Annotated in this window: 15 protein-coding genes and 1 tRNA gene; 11 read left to right on the top strand and 5 right to left on the bottom strand. The window is 43.2% G+C overall.

Annotated features, from left to right (window positions below):
- The 11 genes from tuf to ACKI5J_RS14595 form a co-directional block, all read left to right on the top strand.
- On the top strand, nucleotides 1–1,051 hold a 1,051-nt coding region (gene tuf / locus ACKI5J_RS14645; RefSeq protein ID WP_407430228.1), incomplete at its 5' end, for an elongation factor Tu.
- Nucleotides 1,052–1,156: 105 nt separating this feature from the next.
- Nucleotides 1,157–1,227 (top strand) — tRNA-Trp (locus tag ACKI5J_RS14640).
- Between the two features lie 15 nt (nucleotides 1,228–1,242).
- Nucleotides 1,243–1,440, top strand: coding sequence for a preprotein translocase subunit SecE (gene secE / locus ACKI5J_RS14635; protein WP_407430227.1), 198 nt, complete (start codon nucleotides 1,243–1,245; stop codon nucleotides 1,438–1,440).
- Between the two features lie 12 nt (nucleotides 1,441–1,452).
- A complete protein-coding gene (gene nusG, locus ACKI5J_RS14630) occupies nucleotides 1,453–1,995 on the top strand; it encodes a transcription termination/antitermination protein NusG (RefSeq protein ID WP_106291163.1) in 543 nt (180 codons plus the stop codon).
- Between the two features lie 73 nt (nucleotides 1,996–2,068).
- Entirely contained in the window at nucleotides 2,069–2,512 is a 444-nt protein-coding gene (rplK, locus tag ACKI5J_RS14625) for a 50S ribosomal protein L11 (RefSeq protein ID WP_106290241.1), read from the top strand.
- Between the two features lie 20 nt (nucleotides 2,513–2,532).
- Entirely contained in the window at nucleotides 2,533–3,231 is a 699-nt protein-coding gene (rplA, locus tag ACKI5J_RS14620; RefSeq protein ID WP_407430226.1) for a 50S ribosomal protein L1, read from the top strand.
- Between the two features lie 2 nt (nucleotides 3,232–3,233).
- A complete protein-coding gene (rplJ, locus tag ACKI5J_RS14615) occupies nucleotides 3,234–3,752 on the top strand; it encodes a 50S ribosomal protein L10 (protein ID WP_407430225.1) in 519 nt (172 codons plus the stop codon).
- A 57-nt stretch (nucleotides 3,753–3,809) separates the two neighbouring features.
- Nucleotides 3,810–4,187 (top strand): 50S ribosomal protein L7/L12, encoded by a 378-nt coding sequence (gene rplL / locus ACKI5J_RS14610; RefSeq protein ID WP_106290247.1) that lies wholly within the window; start codon nucleotides 3,810–3,812, stop codon nucleotides 4,185–4,187.
- A 147-nt stretch (nucleotides 4,188–4,334) separates the two neighbouring features.
- Nucleotides 4,335–8,141, top strand: coding sequence for a DNA-directed RNA polymerase subunit beta (gene rpoB, locus ACKI5J_RS14605; protein ID WP_407430224.1), 3,807 nt, complete (start codon nucleotides 4,335–4,337; stop codon nucleotides 8,139–8,141).
- 76 nt (nucleotides 8,142–8,217) lie between these two features.
- Complete coding sequence (rpoC, locus tag ACKI5J_RS14600) at nucleotides 8,218–12,507, top strand: DNA-directed RNA polymerase subunit beta' (RefSeq protein ID WP_407430223.1); 4,290 nt, start codon at nucleotides 8,218–8,220, stop codon at nucleotides 12,505–12,507.
- 58 nt (nucleotides 12,508–12,565) lie between these two features.
- Nucleotides 12,566–12,877, top strand: coding sequence for a DUF3467 domain-containing protein (locus ACKI5J_RS14595; protein ID WP_407430222.1), 312 nt, complete (start codon nucleotides 12,566–12,568; stop codon nucleotides 12,875–12,877).
- A gap of 80 nt (nucleotides 12,878–12,957) precedes the next feature.
- On the opposite strand, the gene miaA is transcribed toward ACKI5J_RS14595, so the two are convergent.
- The 5 genes from miaA to ACKI5J_RS14570 form a co-directional block, all read right to left on the bottom strand.
- The gene (gene miaA, locus ACKI5J_RS14590; protein WP_407430221.1) at nucleotides 12,958–13,875 is read right to left on the bottom strand and encodes a tRNA (adenosine(37)-N6)-dimethylallyltransferase MiaA; all 918 of its coding nucleotides are present in this window, start codon (nucleotides 13,873–13,875) and stop codon (nucleotides 12,958–12,960) included.
- Nucleotides 13,876–13,889: 14 nt separating this feature from the next.
- The gene (locus tag ACKI5J_RS14585) at nucleotides 13,890–14,540 is read right to left on the bottom strand and encodes an IS1096 element passenger TnpR family protein (protein WP_407430220.1); all 651 of its coding nucleotides are present in this window, start codon (nucleotides 14,538–14,540) and stop codon (nucleotides 13,890–13,892) included.
- Between the two features lie 77 nt (nucleotides 14,541–14,617).
- Nucleotides 14,618–16,030 (bottom strand): CCA tRNA nucleotidyltransferase, encoded by a 1,413-nt coding sequence (locus ACKI5J_RS14580; protein WP_407430219.1) that lies wholly within the window; start codon nucleotides 16,028–16,030, stop codon nucleotides 14,618–14,620.
- A gap of 119 nt (nucleotides 16,031–16,149) precedes the next feature.
- Nucleotides 16,150–16,713 (bottom strand): L-threonylcarbamoyladenylate synthase, encoded by a 564-nt coding sequence (locus ACKI5J_RS14575; RefSeq protein WP_407430218.1) that lies wholly within the window; start codon nucleotides 16,711–16,713, stop codon nucleotides 16,150–16,152.
- Nucleotides 16,714–16,873: 160 nt separating this feature from the next.
- On the bottom strand, nucleotides 16,874–17,692 hold the full coding sequence (locus ACKI5J_RS14570; protein WP_407430217.1) for a 2,3,4,5-tetrahydropyridine-2,6-dicarboxylate N-succinyltransferase: 819 nt from the start codon (nucleotides 17,690–17,692) through the stop codon (nucleotides 16,874–16,876).
- Nucleotides 17,693–17,774 lie beyond the last annotated feature (82 nt).

The raw sequence follows: 17,774 nt of genomic DNA, 5'->3' as shown, positions 1-17,774 counted from the left end.
ATTTGATTCAATTGACTCTGCTCCTGAAGAGAAAGAGAGAGGTATCACTATCAATACATCACACGTTGAGTATTCAACAGCAAACCGTCACTACGCACACGTTGACTGTCCAGGTCACGCGGATTACGTGAAGAACATGGTTACTGGTGCTGCTCAGATGGACGGTGCAATCCTTGTGGTTGCTTCTACTGATGGTCCTATGCCACAAACTCGTGAGCACATCCTATTGGCTCGCCAGGTAGGTGTACCAGCTCTTGTTGTTTTCATGAACAAAGTGGACATGGTAGACGATCCTGAGTTGTTAGAGCTAGTTGAAATGGAGATCCGTGAACTATTATCTTTCTACGATTTCCCTGGTGATGATATTCCAGTTATCCAAGGATCTGCTTTAGGTGGATTGAACGGAGATGAGAAATGGGTTGGTAAAATCATGGAATTAATGGATGCTGTAGATAACTACATTCCAATCCCTCCACGTTTGACTGAGCTTCCATTCCTGATGCCTGTTGAGGACGTATTCTCGATCACTGGTCGTGGTACTGTAGCAACTGGTCGTATCGAGCGTGGTGTAATCAACTCTGGTGAGCCAGTTGAAATCTTAGGTATGGGTGCTGAAAATCTTAAATCAACTGTAACAGGTGTTGAGATGTTCCGTAAAATCCTAGACAGAGGTGAAGCTGGAGACAACGTAGGTTTATTGTTACGTGGTATTGAGAAAACTGATATCCGTCGTGGTATGGTTATCTGTAAACCAGGTTCAGTAACTCCTCACACAGATTTCAAAGCTGAGGTTTACGTATTATCAAAGGCTGAAGGTGGACGTCACACTCCTTTCTTCAACAAATACCGTCCTCAGTTCTACTTCCGTACAACAGACGTAACTGGTGAGATTTCACTAGGAGAAGGTGTTGAAATGGTTATGCCTGGTGATAACGTTACTATCACTGTACAGTTGATCAACGCTATCGCAATGGAAAAAGGACTTCGTTTCGCTATCCGTGAAGGTGGTAGAACAGTAGGTGCTGGTCAGGTAACTGAAATCTTAAAATAAACAGAACGAGCTTTAGGGCTTATTCAGAACAATAAATGGCAAAATACTCAGGATTTCCTGAGTATTTTGTTCTAAAAAGTCTTCAACTGCTTAATCAGTTGTTATACGGGCATAGTTCAATGGTAGAATAGAGGTCTCCAAAACCTTTGATCAGGGTTCGAATCCTTGTGCCCGTGCTAAAGTTTGCAAATATGGCTAACGTAGTTGAGTTTCTTAAAGATTCATATGAGGAAATGACCCAAAGGGTGTCATGGCCAACCTGGGCTGAATTGCAGAATTCTGCAGTGATCGTCCTGATTGCCTCAGTTATTATCGCCCTTTTAGTTTTGGCGATGGATGAATCGGTAGGTAACTTATTGAAGTTATTTTATAGATCAGTTGCTAACTAAATGAGTGCTATTATGAGTGATCAGCTGAAGTGGTATGTTGTACGTGCAGTTAGTGGCAAAGAAAAAAAGGTAAAGCAATATCTTGAAGCCGAGATTAACCGTCTTGGTATTTCTCATTTATTACCTCAGGTATTGATCCCTATGGAGAAGTACTACCAAATGAGGGATGGAAAGAAAATAGCTAAAGAACGTAATTATTACCCTGGATATGTTTTGATTGAAGCCGTGTTGGACGGTGAATTGGAGCATATTATCAAGAATATAAATAGTGTTATCGGTTTCCTTGGAGACAAAGGTGGTAATGCTGTTCCGATGCGCCCTGCAGAGGTGAACCGTATACTGGGTAAGGTAGACGAAATGACCCAGCAGAGTGAAACAATGAATGTTCCTTATTACGTTGGCGAGAACGTTAAGGTAATGGATGGTCCGTTCAACGGTTTTACAGGTGTTATTGAAGAGGTTAATGAAGAGAAGAAGAAGCTTAAGGTCATGGTTAAGATCTTTGGACGCCGTACTCCTCTCGAACTTAACTACATGCAGGTAGAGAAAGAATAATAATAATTCTATAAGAGCTTAAATGTTACAGCTTCCAACTTACTAACATTGAGTAATAAATAAATAAACAAAAATGGCAAAAGAGGTCAGTGCGTTAGTAAAATTACAGATCAAAGGTGGCGCCGCAAATCCATCACCTCCAGTAGGACCTGCATTGGGTGCGAAGGGTGTGAACATCATGGAGTTTTGCAAGCAGTTCAATGCTCGTACCCAAGATAAGCCAGGTAAAGTATTACCGGTTGTAATTACAGTCTATGCTGATAAGTCATTTGATTTTATCATTAAAACACCGCCAGTGGCAATCCAGTTAATGGAAGCTACAGGTTTGAAGAGTGGTTCAGCAGAATCAAACCGTAAAAAGGTTGCTTCTGTAACCTGGGAACAGGTAGCGACTATTGCTAATGATAAAATGCCTGACTTAAACGCCTTCACTGTAGAGTCTGCTATGAGAATGGTGGCCGGTACAGCACGTAGTATGGGAATTACCGTTTCTGGTAATGCACCCTGGAACAGTTAATTAATTAAATCAGTTAAGAAGTGGCTAGATTATCAAAAAATCAAAAGAAGGCACTCTCCAAAATTGAGGTTGGAAAGGCGTATTCTTTACAAGATGCTTCGGCTCTTGTTAAAGAAATCACTACAACCAAATTTGATGCTTCAGTAGATATCGACGTTCGTTTGGGCGTAGATCCTCGTAAAGCAAATCAGATGGTTCGTGGTATCGCAACCCTTCCTCATGGTACAGGTAAGACTGTTCGTGTTTTGGCTTTAGTAACTCCTGATAAGGAAGAAGAAGCTAAAGCAGCAGGAGCAGACTTTGTGGGTCTGGACGAGTATATTTCTAAAATAGAGGGTGGATGGACCGACGTGGATATCATCATCACCATGCCTAGTGTTATGGCAAAAGTAGGTAGACTTGGACGTATTTTAGGTCCGCGTAACCTGATGCCGAACCCTAAGTCTGGTACTGTAACTACCGAGATTGGTAAAGCGGTAACAGATGTAAAGGCTGGTAAGATCGATTTCAAGGTTGACAAAACAGGTATCATCCATACGTCAATTGGAAAGGCATCATTCAGCGCTGATAAGATCTACGATAATGCTTTGGAAGTAATTCAGACATTGTCAAGATTAAAACCGTCAGCAGCGAAAGGAACATATTTCAAGAGTATTCATATCTCTTCGACTATGTCTCCTGGAATCCAGGTTGAAACTAAATCAGTAGGGGGAATCTAATCATGAGAAAAGAAGAGAAACAAGAAATTGTTCAGTCCCTTACCGAACAGATTAAAGAATACGGTAATTTTTACATCACCGATACTTCAAATCTTTCAGTAGCTAAAGTAAATGCGATCCGTCGTAAGTTTTTTGACAACGGAATTTCGATTCAGGTTGCCAAGAACACATTGATCCGCAAAGCGATGGAAGGTGCAGGTTTAGATTCTGCTGAATTTATCGATGTGTTGAAAGGTTCTTCTACCATCATCTTCACAAGCGTAGCAAATGCGCCTGCGAAATTGATTAAGGAATTGAGAAGAACTGGTGAGAAACCGCTTATCAAGGGTGCTTACATTGACAGTGCCGTCTTTATCGGCGACAATCAGTTAGACGCACTTGCAACGCTTAAATCGAAAGAAGAGCTTGTTGGTGAGATTATCGGATTACTACAGTCTCCTGCGAAGAATGTTATCTCCGGACTTAAGTCTGGTGGTGCTAAGATCGCTGGATTAGTTAAAACATTACAAGAAAGAGGTTAAGTAGGACACCTGTAAGTTCTTACACATAAAAAAGTATTATATTAAAATTTAAATACAATGGCAGATTTAAAAGCGTTTGCTGAACAATTAGTAAACTTAACTGTAAAAGAAGTTAACGAATTAGCTCAGATCCTAAAAGATGAATATGGTATAGAGCCTGCTGCTGCTGCAGTAGCAGTTGCTGCTCCTGCTGCTGGTGATGGACCTGCTGCTGCTGAAGAAAAAACAGCGTTCGACGTGATCCTTAAAGAAGCTGGTGGTCAGAAATTAGCTGTTGTTAAATTAGTAAAAGATCTTACTGGTCTTGGTCTGAAAGAAGCTAAAGACTTAGTTGACGGTGCACCAAAAGAATTGAAAACTGGTGTTACTAAAGACGAAGCTGAAGCTCTTAAGAAACAATTAGAAGAAGCAGGAGCTGTAGTTGAGGTTAAGTAATTTCTCAACTCAATAATTTTTTACTTTAGACTCCGGTTTTTCGCCGGGGTCTATTGTTGTTTGTATTATACCCAAGTTGTCCGACTTGCAACAGGGTCATAGATGCCTAAAGAAGTCACAGTTTTGATAAACTAAAATCGTAATCCATTGGCAACCAAAAATCAAAGCGAAAGAATAAACTTTGCAACCAGCAGACACGTAATCGATTATCCCGATTTCCTGGATGTTCAACTGCAATCTTTCAGGGAGTTTTTTCAGCTCGAAACTACTTCTGACAACCGTCACCAGGAAGGATTGTTTAAGGTTTTTGCTGAGAACTTTCCGATCTCTGACTCAAGAAACATCTTCGTTTTGGAGTTTCTTGATTATTTCATAGATCCGCCCCGTTATGACATACAGGAATGTATTGAGCGTGGTTTAACTTATAGCGTTCCTTTAAAAGCCAAATTGCGCTTATCATGTAACGATGAAGAGCATGAGGATTTTGAGACAATTGTACAGGATGTTTATCTGGGTACTATCCCTTATATGACTCCTAAAGGTACCTTTGTTATCAATGGTGCAGAGCGCGTTATTGTATCTCAGCTCCACAGATCCCCGGGTGTGTTTTTCGGCCAGAGCCGTCACACGAATGGTAGTAAGCTATACTCCGCCCGTGTAATACCTTTTAAAGGTTCCTGGATCGAGTTTGCGACCGACGTGAACAACGTCATGTATGCTTACATCGACCGTAAGAAAAAGTTCCCTGTAACCACTCTGCTTCGTGCGATTGGTTATGACTCGGATAAAGATATTCTTGAGCTATTTGAACTTGCTGATGAGGTTAAGGTTAGTAAATCAGGCTTAAAGAAATTTATTGGCCGCAGACTTGCAGCAAGGGTTCTTAAGAAGTGGGTAGAAGACTTTGTGGATGAGGATACTGGTGAGGTTGTTTCTATCGACCGTAATGAGATCATCCTTGAGCGCGAGACTGTTCTTGATGAAAACCATATCGATATGATCATTGATGCGGGAGTTAAGAGTGTGATCCTGACAAAGGAGGATGCTTCTAACAACGCGGATTATTCGATTATTTACAATACTCTGCAGAAGGATACGTCTAACTCGGAGAAGGAAGCGGTGGAGCATATCTATCGTCAGCTCCGTAACGCAGAACCACCTGATGAAGAAACTGCCCGTGGTATTATTGACCGCCTTTTCTTCTCAGATAAAAGATATGATCTGGGTGATGTAGGTCGTTACCGCATCAACCGTAAGCTTAAACTTAGCACTTCTGAAGAGACTAAGGTGCTTACAAAAGATGATATCATTGCTATCGTTAAATACCTGATCAAACTGATCAACTCGAAGGCTGAGGTGGATGATATTGACCACTTATCAAATCGTCGTGTACGTACGGTAGGTGAGCAATTGTATGCCCAGTTTGGTGTTGGTCTGGCACGTATGGCCAGAACGATCCGTGAGCGTATGAATATTCGTGATAACGAAGTGTTCACGCCTACCGATCTGATTAACGCCCGTACGCTGTCATCGGTTATCAACTCTTTCTTTGGTACCAACCAGTTATCTCAGTTCATGGATCAAACCAATCCTCTTGCTGAGATTACGCACAAACGCCGTTTGTCGGCTTTGGGCCCCGGTGGTCTTTCCAGAGAGCGTGCTGGTTTCGAGGTTCGTGACGTTCACTATACGCACTATGGTCGTCTGTGTACTATTGAAACACCGGAAGGTCCGAACATCGGATTGATCTCGTCTCTTTGTGTACATGCGAAGATCAACAACTTAGGATTTATTGAGACGCCTTATCGTAAGGTTGACAATGGCCGGGTTGTAGTTGAAGAGCCTGTTATCTATTTGTCTGCAGAAGATGAGGATGGTAAAACCATCGCTCAGGCTAATGCTCACTATAATGGAGAGGGTATCTTCGAAACTCCAAAGGTTAAAGCTCGTTTTGAAGGTGACTTCCCGGTAATTGAGCCGGAAAGACTCGATCTGATCGACGTTGCTCCTAACCAGATTACGTCAATAGCGGCTTCTTTGATTCCGTTCCTTGAGCATGATGATGCCAACCGTGCCCTGATGGGTTCGAACATGCAGCGTCAGGCAGTACCGTTACTTCGTCCGGAAGCTCCTGTAGTTGGTACAGGTCTTGAGGGAAGAGTTGCGCGTGACTCCCGTACGCTTATCAATGCGGAAGGTCCTGGTGTCGTGGAATACGTAGACGCGAATGAGATCCGTATTATCTATGATCGTAATGATGATGATAGATTGGTTTCATTTGATGGAGAATCTAAATCATACAGCTTAATTAAATTTAAGAAAACCAATCAAAGTACCTGTATCAACTTGAAGCCTATCGTGAAGAAGGGCCAGCGTGTTGAAAAAGGGCAGGTGCTTTGTGAGGGCTATGCGACTCAGGATGGCGAATTGGCATTGGGTAGAAACCTGAAAGTGGCTTTCATGCCTTGGCAGGGTTTCAACTTTGAGGATGCGATCGTTATTTCCGAGCGTGTTGTTTCTCAGGATATATTTACTTCACTTCATATAGAGGAGTTCGAACTGGAAGTTCGTGATACTAAGCGTGGAGAGGAAGAACTTACTCCGGATATTCCTAACGTTTCGGAAGAAGCGACTAAGGACCTTGACGAGAATGGTATCATTCGCGTCGGTGCTGAAGTTAAGGAAGGTGATATCCTGATCGGTAAGATTACACCTAAGGGTGAGTCTGATCCTTCACCGGAAGAAAAGCTTCTTCGTGCGATCTTCGGCGATAAAGCAGGAGACGTGAAGGATGCTTCATTGAAAACTCCGCCTTCTATCAAAGGTGTGGTTATCGATACTAAGCTTTTCTCTCGTGCTAAGAAAACATCGAAGGCAGAAGAGAAAGCTCAGCTTGAGAAATTAGATAATTCTCATAACAGGGCTGTTAAAAGTCTGAAGGAAAGCCTTATTGACAAGTTGTTTACTATTGTGAATGGTAAGACTTCTCAGGGAGTTTTCAACGTATACAAGGAGCTTCTTGTACCTAAGGGAGCTAAGTTCACGCAGAAAATGCTGACTGAACTGGAGTACGCGAACATCAATCCAACTAAGTGGACAACTGATGAGGACAAAAATGAGTTGATCAAGGCATTACTGCACAACTATAATATCAAACTTAACGAAGAGCTTGGTGCTTACAAGAGAGATAAGTTTGCTATTAGTGTAGGGGATGAGCTTCCTTCAGGAATTGTCCAGATGGCTAAAGTTTATATCGCCAAGAAGCGTAAGCTGAAGGTTGGAGATAAGATGGCGGGTCGTCACGGAAATAAGGGTATCGTTGCGAGAATCGTTCGCGACGAAGATATGCCTTTCCTTGAAGACGGTACGCCGGTTGACATCGTTCTTAACCCGTTAGGGGTACCTTCACGTATGAACCTTGGGCAGATCTACGAGACTGTTCTCGGATGGGCAGGTAAGGAACTTGGAATTAAATTTGCGACTCCAATTTTTGATGGTGCGAGCCATCACGAGGTTGAGGAGTGGATTTCTAAGGCTAAACTTCCGGCTTCTGGTCGTACATACTTATACAACGGATTAACAGGTGATCGTTTCGATCAGCCAACGACAGTAGGTATTATCTACATGCTGAAACTTGGACACATGGTTGACGACAAGATGCACGCACGTTCAATCGGACCATACTCATTAATTACTCAGCAACCTTTGGGTGGTAAAGCTCAATTTGGTGGTCAGCGTTTCGGTGAGATGGAGGTTTGGGCACTGGAGGCATTTGGTGCAGCGAACATTCTGCAAGAGATACTAACCGTTAAATCGGATGATGTGGTAGGCCGCGCTAAAACTTATGAAGCGATTGTTAAGGGCGAAACCCTTCCAACTCCTTCAGTTCCTGAATCATTCAACGTATTGGTTCACGAGTTAAGAGGTTTAGGTTTAGATATCACGTTAGATTAGTTAAAAGTTTAAAGCTGGAAGCGGGTTCATCCGGCTTTCAGCTTTATACTTTACACTTTTAACTTTAATAAAAGCTATGTCTTATAAAAAGGATAATAAAATAAAAAGCAATTTCACCTCGATTACGATTAGCCTGGCTTCTCCGGAATCTATTCTGGAGCGTTCAAGCGGTGAAGTTTTAAAGCCTGAGACGATTAACTATCGTACCTACAAACCGGAGCGTGACGGTTTATTTTGTGAGCGTATATTCGGTCCTGTAAAGGATTATGAATGTCATTGCGGTAAATACAAGCGTATTCGTTATAAAGGTATTGTTTGCGACCGTTGCGGTGTTGAAGTAACAGAGAAGAAGGTACGTCGTGAGCGTATGGGCCATATCAACCTGGTTGTGCCTGTTGCGCATATCTGGTACTTCCGTTCTTTACCCAATAAGATTGGTTACCTGTTAGGTCTTCCTACCAAGAAACTGGATCTGATCATTTATTACGAACGTTATGTTGTTATTCAGCCGGGTGTTAAAGAGGCTGATGGTATCAACAAAATGGATTTCCTGACTGAAGAAGAATACCTGGATATCCTGGATACGCTTCCTAAGGAAAACCAATATCTGGATGATAAGGATCCTCAGAAATTTGTCGCTAAGATGGGTGCTGAGGCTCTTGAAGAGCTTCTGAAACGTTTGGATCTTGATCAGCAGTCTTATGATCTTCGTCACCAGGCGGCAAACGAGACTTCTCAGCAACGTAAGAATGAGGCGTTGAAACGTCTTCATGTTGTGGAGTCTTTCCGTGGTGCACGTAAGAATATTGAAAATCGTCCGGAGTGGATGATCGTGAAGATTGTTCCGGTTATACCTCCTGAGTTGCGCCCATTGGTGCCTCTTGAAGGTGGACGTTTTGCGACTTCAGATTTAAATGATCTGTACCGTCGTGTAATTATTCGTAACAACCGTTTGAAGAGACTGATTGAGATCAAAGCTCCTGAAGTAATTTTACGTAACGAAAAACGTATGTTACAGGAAGCTGTTGACTCTCTTTTTGATAATTCACGTAAGGTTAACGCGGTGAAAACGGAAGGTAACCGTGCTTTGAAATCTCTTTCGGATATCCTGAAAGGTAAACAAGGTCGTTTCCGTCAGAACTTATTAGGTAAACGTGTGGATTACTCTGCCCGTTCTGTAATTGTTGTAGGCCCTAGCCTGAAGTTGCATGAATGTGGTTTACCAAAGGATATGGCTGCTGAGCTTTTCAAACCATTCATCATCCGTAAGATGATCGAAAGAGGTGTTGTTAAGACAGTGAAGTCTGCTAAAAAGATCGTAGATCGTAAGGATCCTATTGTTTGGGATATCCTGGAGAATGTGTTAAAGGGACACCCTGTGTTGCTTAACCGTGCTCCTACGCTACACAGATTGGGTATCCAGTCTTTCCAGCCTAAGCTGATTGAAGGTAAGGCTATCCAGCTTCACCCTCTTGTGTGTACAGCGTTCAACGCGGATTTTGACGGTGACCAGATGGCTGTTCACTTACCGCTTGGCCACGCTGCGATCCTTGAGGCGCAGATTTTGATGCTTGCATCCCACAATATTCTGAACCCGGCGAACGGAACTCCTATTACGGTTCCTTCTCAGGATATGGTTTTGGGTCTTTATTATATTACTAAAGGCCGTAAGACTGATGAGGGAAGAGTTGTTAAGGGGCAAGGACAAACTTTCTATTCGGCTGAAGAGGTTATTATTGCTTATAATGAGCGGAAAATTGATCTTCACGCATTTATCAAGATAAAGGCAAAGACGAAAGAGAAAGATGGAACTATCGTTAGCAAAATCATAGATACTACTGTAGGACGTGTTCTGTTTAATCAGATGGTTCCTGAAGAAGTAGGATTTATCAATCAGCTTTTGACTAAGAAGTCTCTTCGTGATATTATTGGTGAAGTTGTGAAGGTAACGGGTATGGCCCGCGCTGCGCAGTTCCTTGATGATATTAAGGAGCTAGGATTCCAGATGGCGTTCCATGGCGGACTATCTTTCAACCTTCTGGATATCAATATTCCTGATTCTAAGGTTACATTGATCGAGCAGGCGACTAAGGAAGTTGATGAAGTAATGAATAACTATAACATGGGTTTCATTACCAACAACGAGCGCTACAATCAGATCATCGATATCTGGACCCGTATCAACAATCGGTTAACATCGAATGTAATGGATATTTTATCCAACGATAATCAGGGATTCAATTCGGTATATATGATGCTTGATTCAGGAGCCCGTGGTTCGAAGGAGCAGATTCGTCAGCTTGCCGGAATGCGTGGTCTGATGGCGAAACCTCAGAAATCTGGTTCAGGTGGTGAGATTATCGAAAACCCGATTCTTTCTAACTTTAAGGAAGGTCTGTCGGTTCTCGAATACTTTATCTCTACTCACGGTGCTCGTAAAGGTCTTGCGGATACGGCACTTAAGACAGCGGATGCTGGTTACCTGACTCGTCGTCTACATGATGTTGCACAGGATATGATCGTTGGTGAAACTGACTGTGGTACATTAAGAGGTATTTATACCACTGCTCTGAAAGATAACGAGGATATTGTTGAGCCGTTATACGACAGAATCCTGGGCAGAACATCATTGCATGATGTGTATGACCCAATAAGTGGTGAACTTCTTGTTGCTGCCAATCAGGACATTACTGAAGAAGTTGCAGAGACAATCGAAGCCTCTCCACTAGAAGGTATTGAAATACGTTCTGTGCTTACCTGCGAAAGCAAAAGAGGAGTTTGCGGCCTTTGCTATGGTCGTAACCTCGCATCCGGTAAGCGTGTGCAGGCTGGTGAAGCTGTCGGCGTAATTGCTGCGCAGTCCATCGGTGAGCCAGGAACACAGTTAACACTTCGTACATTCCACGTTGGGGGTACTGCATCGAACATCGCTGCTGAATCTCAGATTGTGGCTAAGTTTGAAGGTGTAATTGAATTTGAGAACATTAGAACTGTACCATACGAAACTGAAGAAGGACCTGTTGAAGTAGTTCTTGGCCGTTCTGGTGAGTTCCGTATTATTGAGCCGGGAACTGGCCGGATGATCATGTCAAGTAATATTCCTTACGGTGCTTACTTGTACGTGAAAGAAGGACAGAAACTGGTTAAAGGCGACAGAATTTGTAGCTGGGATCCATATAATGCGGTGATCATTTCGGAATACACTGGTCGGATTACTTTCGAAGCGGTTATTGAAGGCGTTACGTTCCGTGAGGAGTCTGACGAGCAGACAGGTCACAGAGAGAAAGTAATTATCGATACCCGTGATAAGACAAAGAACCCGGTTATTCAGATTGCTGATGGTCAGGGACAGATCGTAAAGGGATACAATATTCCTGTGGGTGCTCACATTGCGGTCGATGAAGGTGCTAAGATTAAAATGGGTGAGGTCATCGCTAAGATTCCTCGTTCAACGGGAAAAACAAGGGATATTACGGGTGGTCTTCCACGTGTAACGGAGCTTTTCGAAGCACGTAATCCTTCTAACCCGGCAGTAGTAACGGAAATCGACGGTGTGGTAACTTTAGGTGGCGTTAAGCGTGGTAATAGAGAGATCTCGATCGAATCTAAAGACGGACAGCTTAAAAAATACCTTGTTCCGTTGTCTAAGCACATCCTTGTACAGGATAATGACTTTGTGAAAGCTGGTATGCCACTTTCTGACGGTTCAATTTCTCCTGCTGATATTCTGTCTATCAAAGGTCCGGCTGCGGTTCAGGAATATCTTGTAAATGGTATTCAGGAAGTTTATCGTCTGCAGGGTGTGAAGATCAATGATAAGCATTTTGAGGTGATCGTTCACCAGATGATGCAGAAGGTTCAGATCGAGGATCCGGGTGATACGCGTTTCCTGGAGAAGGATGCCGTTGACCGTTGGGACTTCATGTTGGAGAATGACGATATCTATGACAAAAAGGTTGTTACAGACCCGGGAGATTCATCTAATCTAAAGGCCGGACAGATAATATCTGTGCGTAAACTAAGAGATGAGAACTCTGTCTTGAAACGTAAGGATCTGAAGTTGGTTGAGGCTCGTGATGCTATCGCGGCAACTTCCAGCCCGGTTCTTCAGGGTATTACCCGTGCATCATTAGGTACTAAGTCGTTCATTTCCGCCGCTTCCTTCCAGGAAACAACGAAGGTTCTTAACGAAGCAGCTATCAGCGGTAAACGTGATAACCTGTTGGGTCTGAAGGAAAATGTAATTGTCGGTCACTTGATTCCGTCTGGTACCGGCTTACGTAGCTACGAGCGTATTATCGTTGGTTCTCAGGAAGAATACGATAAGCTTATGGCATCGAAGCTTGAAGAAACAGAAGCTGAATAGCAATTAAATAATATCTGCAAGTCCCCCTATTTTAGGGGGACTTTTTTATTTTTACACAATGGAAGAACAGAATAGAAATAACGAGCTGAACATAGAGCTTTCTGAGGAGATCGCTGAAGGTATATACTCTAATCTGGCTATCATTACTCACTCAAGTTCTGAATTTGTGATTGATTTTATCCGAGTGATGCCAGGCGTACCAAAGGCCAGAGTGAAGTCAAGGATTATTCTCACTCCGGAGCATGCAAAACGTCTGTTAGGAGCCCTTGCGGATAATGTTGAGAAATTCGAAGAGCAGAACGGAAGAATTAAGATTCAGGAAGAGGTGGCATTACCCTTAACTTTTGGAGGACCTGCAGCACAGGCTTAGTGCATAAAAAGCTCTTAAGGGGCATTGGTGGTAAATGCCCGATTTATTGAAGATAACGCGCTTCCCGGCGAAGACCTGGTTTACTTTGTATTGTTCAGCCTGCTGTTGATAAAGTTAAGGATGGATGGATAGTCTTCAGGGTGAAACCAGATGATATCCGGGTCTTTACGAAACCAGGTGAGTTGGCGTTTGGCAAATCTTCGTGTATTTTGTTTAATACGTTCGACTGCTTCATCCAGGCTTATTTTTCCGTCGAGATGATCAAATATTTCTGAATATCCTACGGTATTCAAGGCGTTTAGGTGTCTGAAAGGGAGAAGGCGTTCGACCTCCTTGAACAGCCCTTGTTCAATCATCATATCTACACGCTTGTTGATTCGGTTATACAGCTGGGCACGCTCCATATCCAGTCCTATTTTTATAGATTGAAAAGGCCTGCTGTTTTTAGTGTTTGTGGCTCTGAAGGAGGAGTAAGGCCTTCCGGTGCTTAGAGAGACCTCCAGGGCTCTGATGATACGCTGAGGATTATCCAGGTCGACTTCCATCGCATAGGTTGGATCCAGCGTTCGCAGCTCTGACTGCAGGAATGCGATTCCTTCTTTAGCGTAAGTCTGGTTGAGATTTTCACGGACTGCCGGATCTACCTCCGGAAATACATCAAAACCATCCGTAACGGCTTTAACAAAGAGGCCTGAGCCCCCTACCATTACCGCAATAGGTTGATGTTCGAAAATCTTGTCGAGTGTGGTTAGTGCCTCTGCTTCGAATTTCCCGGCTGAATAAGACTCCTGAATAGAGATGGAGTCGACGAAGTGATGCCTCACCATCGCAGTCTCATTTTCGGTGGGCTTTGCAGTACCAATGCTCATTTCTTTATAAAACTGCCTCGAATCAGCGGATACTATTTCAGTTCCGTAGTTCAAGGCAATCTTTATGGCTAGGTCAGTTTTTCCTATAGCTGTAGGGCCGGTAACGACGATCAGCGAGTTAGAATTCATATTATTAAAGGCGACTAGTAATCATCCTTACCATTCGATTCAAAATCGTCTGCTTCGAAGTTGTCGCTATCTGAAAATTCGTCCATGAACTCATCTTTCTCCTCTTCTCCTTGTCCAGACGTTCCATTTAATTCGTCAACAGAATCCACGGTGTCCATGTCTTCGGTTTCTTCTTCGTTGATGCCATATTCGGTCTCGTTCAGGAAGTCGTATTCTTCGTCGTCTTCGGCATCTACCGGTGGAACGGGGATGGATCCAGGCATCTTGGGGGCTTCGCCAACGCTGCGCGACAGATAGGGATACTGTTTTCCTGCATCTTCATCCAGAATCTTGACTAACTCAACATGGAAATCATAAGGCCGCTCAAAATTATAGGTGTAATAAAATTTTTGATGTGGATCATCAATGAAGCGACTTAGCTTCGTGTTTCCCATTAGGGCAACGCCTCTTTCTATCTTCCTCTGGCTCGGTAGGTATGCTATCTCATCGCTTTTAATCCAGTAGTCGTTGCAGACAAAAAAGGATGATGACATATCTGGTTTGTAACCGGTACTTCTGTGGATAGCCAGATGTAAGTCCTCAAATGTTTGAGTGGATTTGATGTCAATTTCCCGGACAACATCATCGTAATCTTCAAAAGTTACCTTGAATCTGTAAATAGCCATGACAAGTTTTGTGTTATATGCGTACTAGAAATTGGCGTAACATTAACGCCGCCTTCCTTAATATGTTTCAAAATATTTTAATTACTATTTTGTATGGGCTGTAGCCCCAGCTCTTTCCCTCTTGCAACCATATAAGCAAGGCCGTCTTCACGGGAATTCTTTATCTCCCCTTCGAGAATTGCTTCTCGTATCTGATTCTTTATTATACCTACTTCACGACCTGCTTTTATACCAAAGGTTTCCATAATGTCGAGGCCCGTGACGGGGGGCTGCCAGTTCCTGATCTGATCGCGTTCTTCGACATCTTTGAGTTTCTGTTTAACAAGCTCAAAATTATTCCGGTACTTCTTTTTCTTATATTCGTTTTTTGTTGTGACGTCGGCATGGCAAAGCAACATAAGCGCCTCAATATCTTCTCCGGCGTCGAATAACAGGCGTCTGACAGCGGAGTCGGTTACTATATCCTGAGCTATGACTATGGGCCTCAGGTGAAGTTGTACGAGCTTTTGTACAAATTTCATTTTTTCATTGAGAGGAAGCTTCAGCTGTGCAAAAATTTTTGGCACCATTCTCGCACCGCGATCTTCGTGACCATGAAACGTCCATCCATGGCTTGGGTCGAAGCGTTTTGTCGCTGGCTTGGCAATATCATGAAGAATTGCAGCCCAGCGCAGCCAAAGGTCATCGCTGGTTTCGCAGATATTGTCCAGGACTTCAAGTGTGTGATAGAAATTGTCTTTATGACCTTTCCCGTTGATATATTCGACTCCAAAGAGCTCAGCCATCTGTGGAAAGATGATGTGGAGTAATCCGGTATCGAATAGATAGTTGAAGCCTATGGATGGCTTGGGTGACAGAATTATTTTATTTAGCTCGTCGGTAATACGCTCCTTCGAAACAATAGTGATTCTGTCTTTAGATCTTTTGATAGCCTCGACGGCTCTTTCTTCAATGGTGAATCCAAGTTGAGAAGCGAAACGCACGGCTCGCATCATTCGGAGCGGGTCATCCGAAAATGTCTCCATCGGATCCAGCGGAGTGCGGATTATTCTGTCGTTGAGATCTGTGATGCCGTTGAACGGATCTACGAGCTTTCCGTAAGTTGCTGTATTCAGAGAGATAGCCATTGCATTAATGGTGAAATCTCTGCGCTGCTGGTCATCTTGGAGCGTGCCGTCTTCTACAATGGGTTTTCTTGAATCTGACCGGTAAGACTCTTTACGTGCGCCTACGAATTCAACTTCGAGGTCTTTATATCGCAGCATCGCAGTTCCGAAGCTCTTAAAGACCGAAACATTTGTTCTGAGTTCGGCAGCAGCTCTCTCTGCAAATTCGACTCCGTTTCCAACAACAAGTATGTCTATGTCTTTGGACGCACGTTTTAAAAAGATATCGCGTACGAATCCACCTATTACGTAAGTATCCACTCCACATTCGTCGGCAAGCCTACTGAGTTTGTTAAATAAAGGATTGTTCAGGTGTTGTTTCATAAAACAAGTTAGCCTTAACCTCTTCTGTGAAAAGGAGCACTTACAAGGATTGCAAAAATAGTTTAATTTGATTATTTAAGATTGTCTAATTTAAATTTAGCCTTCTGAACTGACAAATATTATCGCCTGATGAAGGAAAAGTGCCCGTCTGGATCGAGCTTCATGATGGTCGATGACTTTTTAACGGTTAAATCAGTTTGTTCTAGGTTGACTACATAGTCGACACCACTGATAATCGCATCTGATATCTGCGAAAAGTTCTGAGGAGAGGGTTCGCCACTAATGTTGGCGGATGTAGAAACGATGGGTTTACGAAATCGTTGAATAAGCTGTTGGCAAAAGGCGTGGTTTGGTACTCTTATTCCGATACTGCCGTCTTCGTGAATGACATTTTTAGCAAGATTCTTCGCGTTTGAGTAGATGATGGTAAGGGGATTTTCAGCATATTCAATTAAAGTGTATGCGATTTCGGGAACATCATTCACATAGGATTGTAACTTATTGTCACTGTCTAGAAGGACGATGAGGCTCTTACCGGCATCCCGTCCTTTTAGCGCGTATATGCGGTCAACAGCTTCTGGATTTGTTGCATCGCAACCTATGCCCCATATGGTATCAGTAGGGTAGAGGATAATGCCTCCCGATTGGAGTACTTCCAGTGCTTTTTTTATTTCTGCCTGCATGCTGTTGTGATGATTTTTGAGTTTGATGCAGCTTCATCCGGAGACGCCCTTACAGCTATATGGATCGAAGCTTTTTAGATCAAAGAAGGTTGTTGAAATGGAAAACTGCATAATCCGGCGCCTCTTTTCATGTGGTGGATTATGCAGTATCTGCTATTCGCTAGATAGCCACGCTATGTTCGCGAAGAGCATCATTAAGAGACGTCTTTTTGTCAGTCGATTCTTTACGCTTGCCGATTATAAGGGCACACGGTACCTGGAACTCTCCTGCAGGGAACTTTTTCGTATAAGATCCGGGAATAACAACAGAGCGCTCAGGCACTACCATTTTGTGTTCAACTGGTTCAGGACCGCTTACATCGATGATTTTGGTCGATGCAGTAAGTACCACATTAGCTCCCAGCACAGCCTCTTTGCCTACCCGAACTCCTTCAACAACGATAGCGCGCGAGCCTATGAAACAATTGTCTTCAATGATTACAGGGGCAGCCTGTACTGGTTCGAGTACGCCGCCGATGCCCACGCCGCCACTCAGGTGAACGTTTTTGCCTATCTGTGCGCAAGAGCCTACGGTTGCCCATGTATCTACCATCGTGCCTTCATCTACGAATGCACCAATGTTGACATAAGAAGGCATCATGATAACCCCCTTAGCCAGGTATGCACCATAACGTGCAATTCCATGAGGTACAACGCGAACACCCAAATCCTTGAAATTGGTTTTTAGCTTCATCTTATCATGGAAAACAAAGGGTCCTACTTCAATTTCCTCCATTTGGCGGATAGGGAAATATAAGATCACCGCTTTTTTGATCCATTCATTAACATGCCATACTCCAGCAATGGGTTCCGCTACTCTGAGCTCTCCTTTATCCAGCATGTCTACAACCCGCTCAATGGATGTTGCGTATTCACTGAATGTAAGCAGCGTTCTATCTTCCCAGGCGTCTTCGACGTGTTTTTGTAGTTTAGCAATCATTTCAATATATTTTTAGCAAAATAAAGCTTTTTTAAGGACTTTTGTTAGATGCGGTGTCATTAATAGGCTCTTCGCCTAGGCT

Origin of the sequence: Arcticibacter sp., from assembly GCF_045629565.1 — a bacterium.
Lineage (GTDB): Bacteria > Bacteroidota > Bacteroidia > Sphingobacteriales > Sphingobacteriaceae > Arcticibacter.
The sequence above is the reverse complement of the archived record's forward strand: the minus strand, read 5'-3'. Positions and strand labels throughout refer to the sequence as shown.

Excerpts from the sequence above, each read along its gene's own strand:
- secE (WP_407430227.1), top strand. The coding sequence starts at position 1,243 with ATGGCTAACGTAGTTGAGTTTCTTAAAGATTCATATGAGGAAATGACC.
- nusG (WP_106291163.1), top strand. The coding sequence starts at position 1,453 with ATGAGTGATCAGCTGAAGTGGTATGTTGTACGTGCAGTTAGTGGCAAA.
- rplK (WP_106290241.1), top strand. The coding sequence starts at position 2,069 with ATGGCAAAAGAGGTCAGTGCGTTAGTAAAATTACAGATCAAAGGTGGC.
- rplJ (WP_407430225.1), top strand. The coding sequence starts at position 3,234 with ATGAGAAAAGAAGAGAAACAAGAAATTGTTCAGTCCCTTACCGAACAG.
- rplL (WP_106290247.1), top strand. The coding sequence starts at position 3,810 with ATGGCAGATTTAAAAGCGTTTGCTGAACAATTAGTAAACTTAACTGTA.
- rpoC (WP_407430223.1), top strand. The coding sequence starts at position 8,218 with ATGTCTTATAAAAAGGATAATAAAATAAAAAGCAATTTCACCTCGATT.
- ACKI5J_RS14595 (WP_407430222.1), top strand. The coding sequence starts at position 12,566 with ATGGAAGAACAGAATAGAAATAACGAGCTGAACATAGAGCTTTCTGAG.
- miaA (WP_407430221.1), bottom strand. The coding sequence starts at position 13,875 with ATGAATTCTAACTCGCTGATCGTCGTTACCGGCCCTACAGCTATAGGA.
- ACKI5J_RS14585 (WP_407430220.1), bottom strand. The coding sequence starts at position 14,540 with ATGGCTATTTACAGATTCAAGGTAACTTTTGAAGATTACGATGATGTT.
- ACKI5J_RS14580 (WP_407430219.1), bottom strand. The coding sequence starts at position 16,030 with ATGAAACAACACCTGAACAATCCTTTATTTAACAAACTCAGTAGGCTT.
- ACKI5J_RS14575 (WP_407430218.1), bottom strand. The coding sequence starts at position 16,713 with ATGCAGGCAGAAATAAAAAAAGCACTGGAAGTACTCCAATCGGGAGGC.
- ACKI5J_RS14570 (WP_407430217.1), bottom strand. The coding sequence starts at position 17,692 with ATGATTGCTAAACTACAAAAACACGTCGAAGACGCCTGGGAAGATAGA.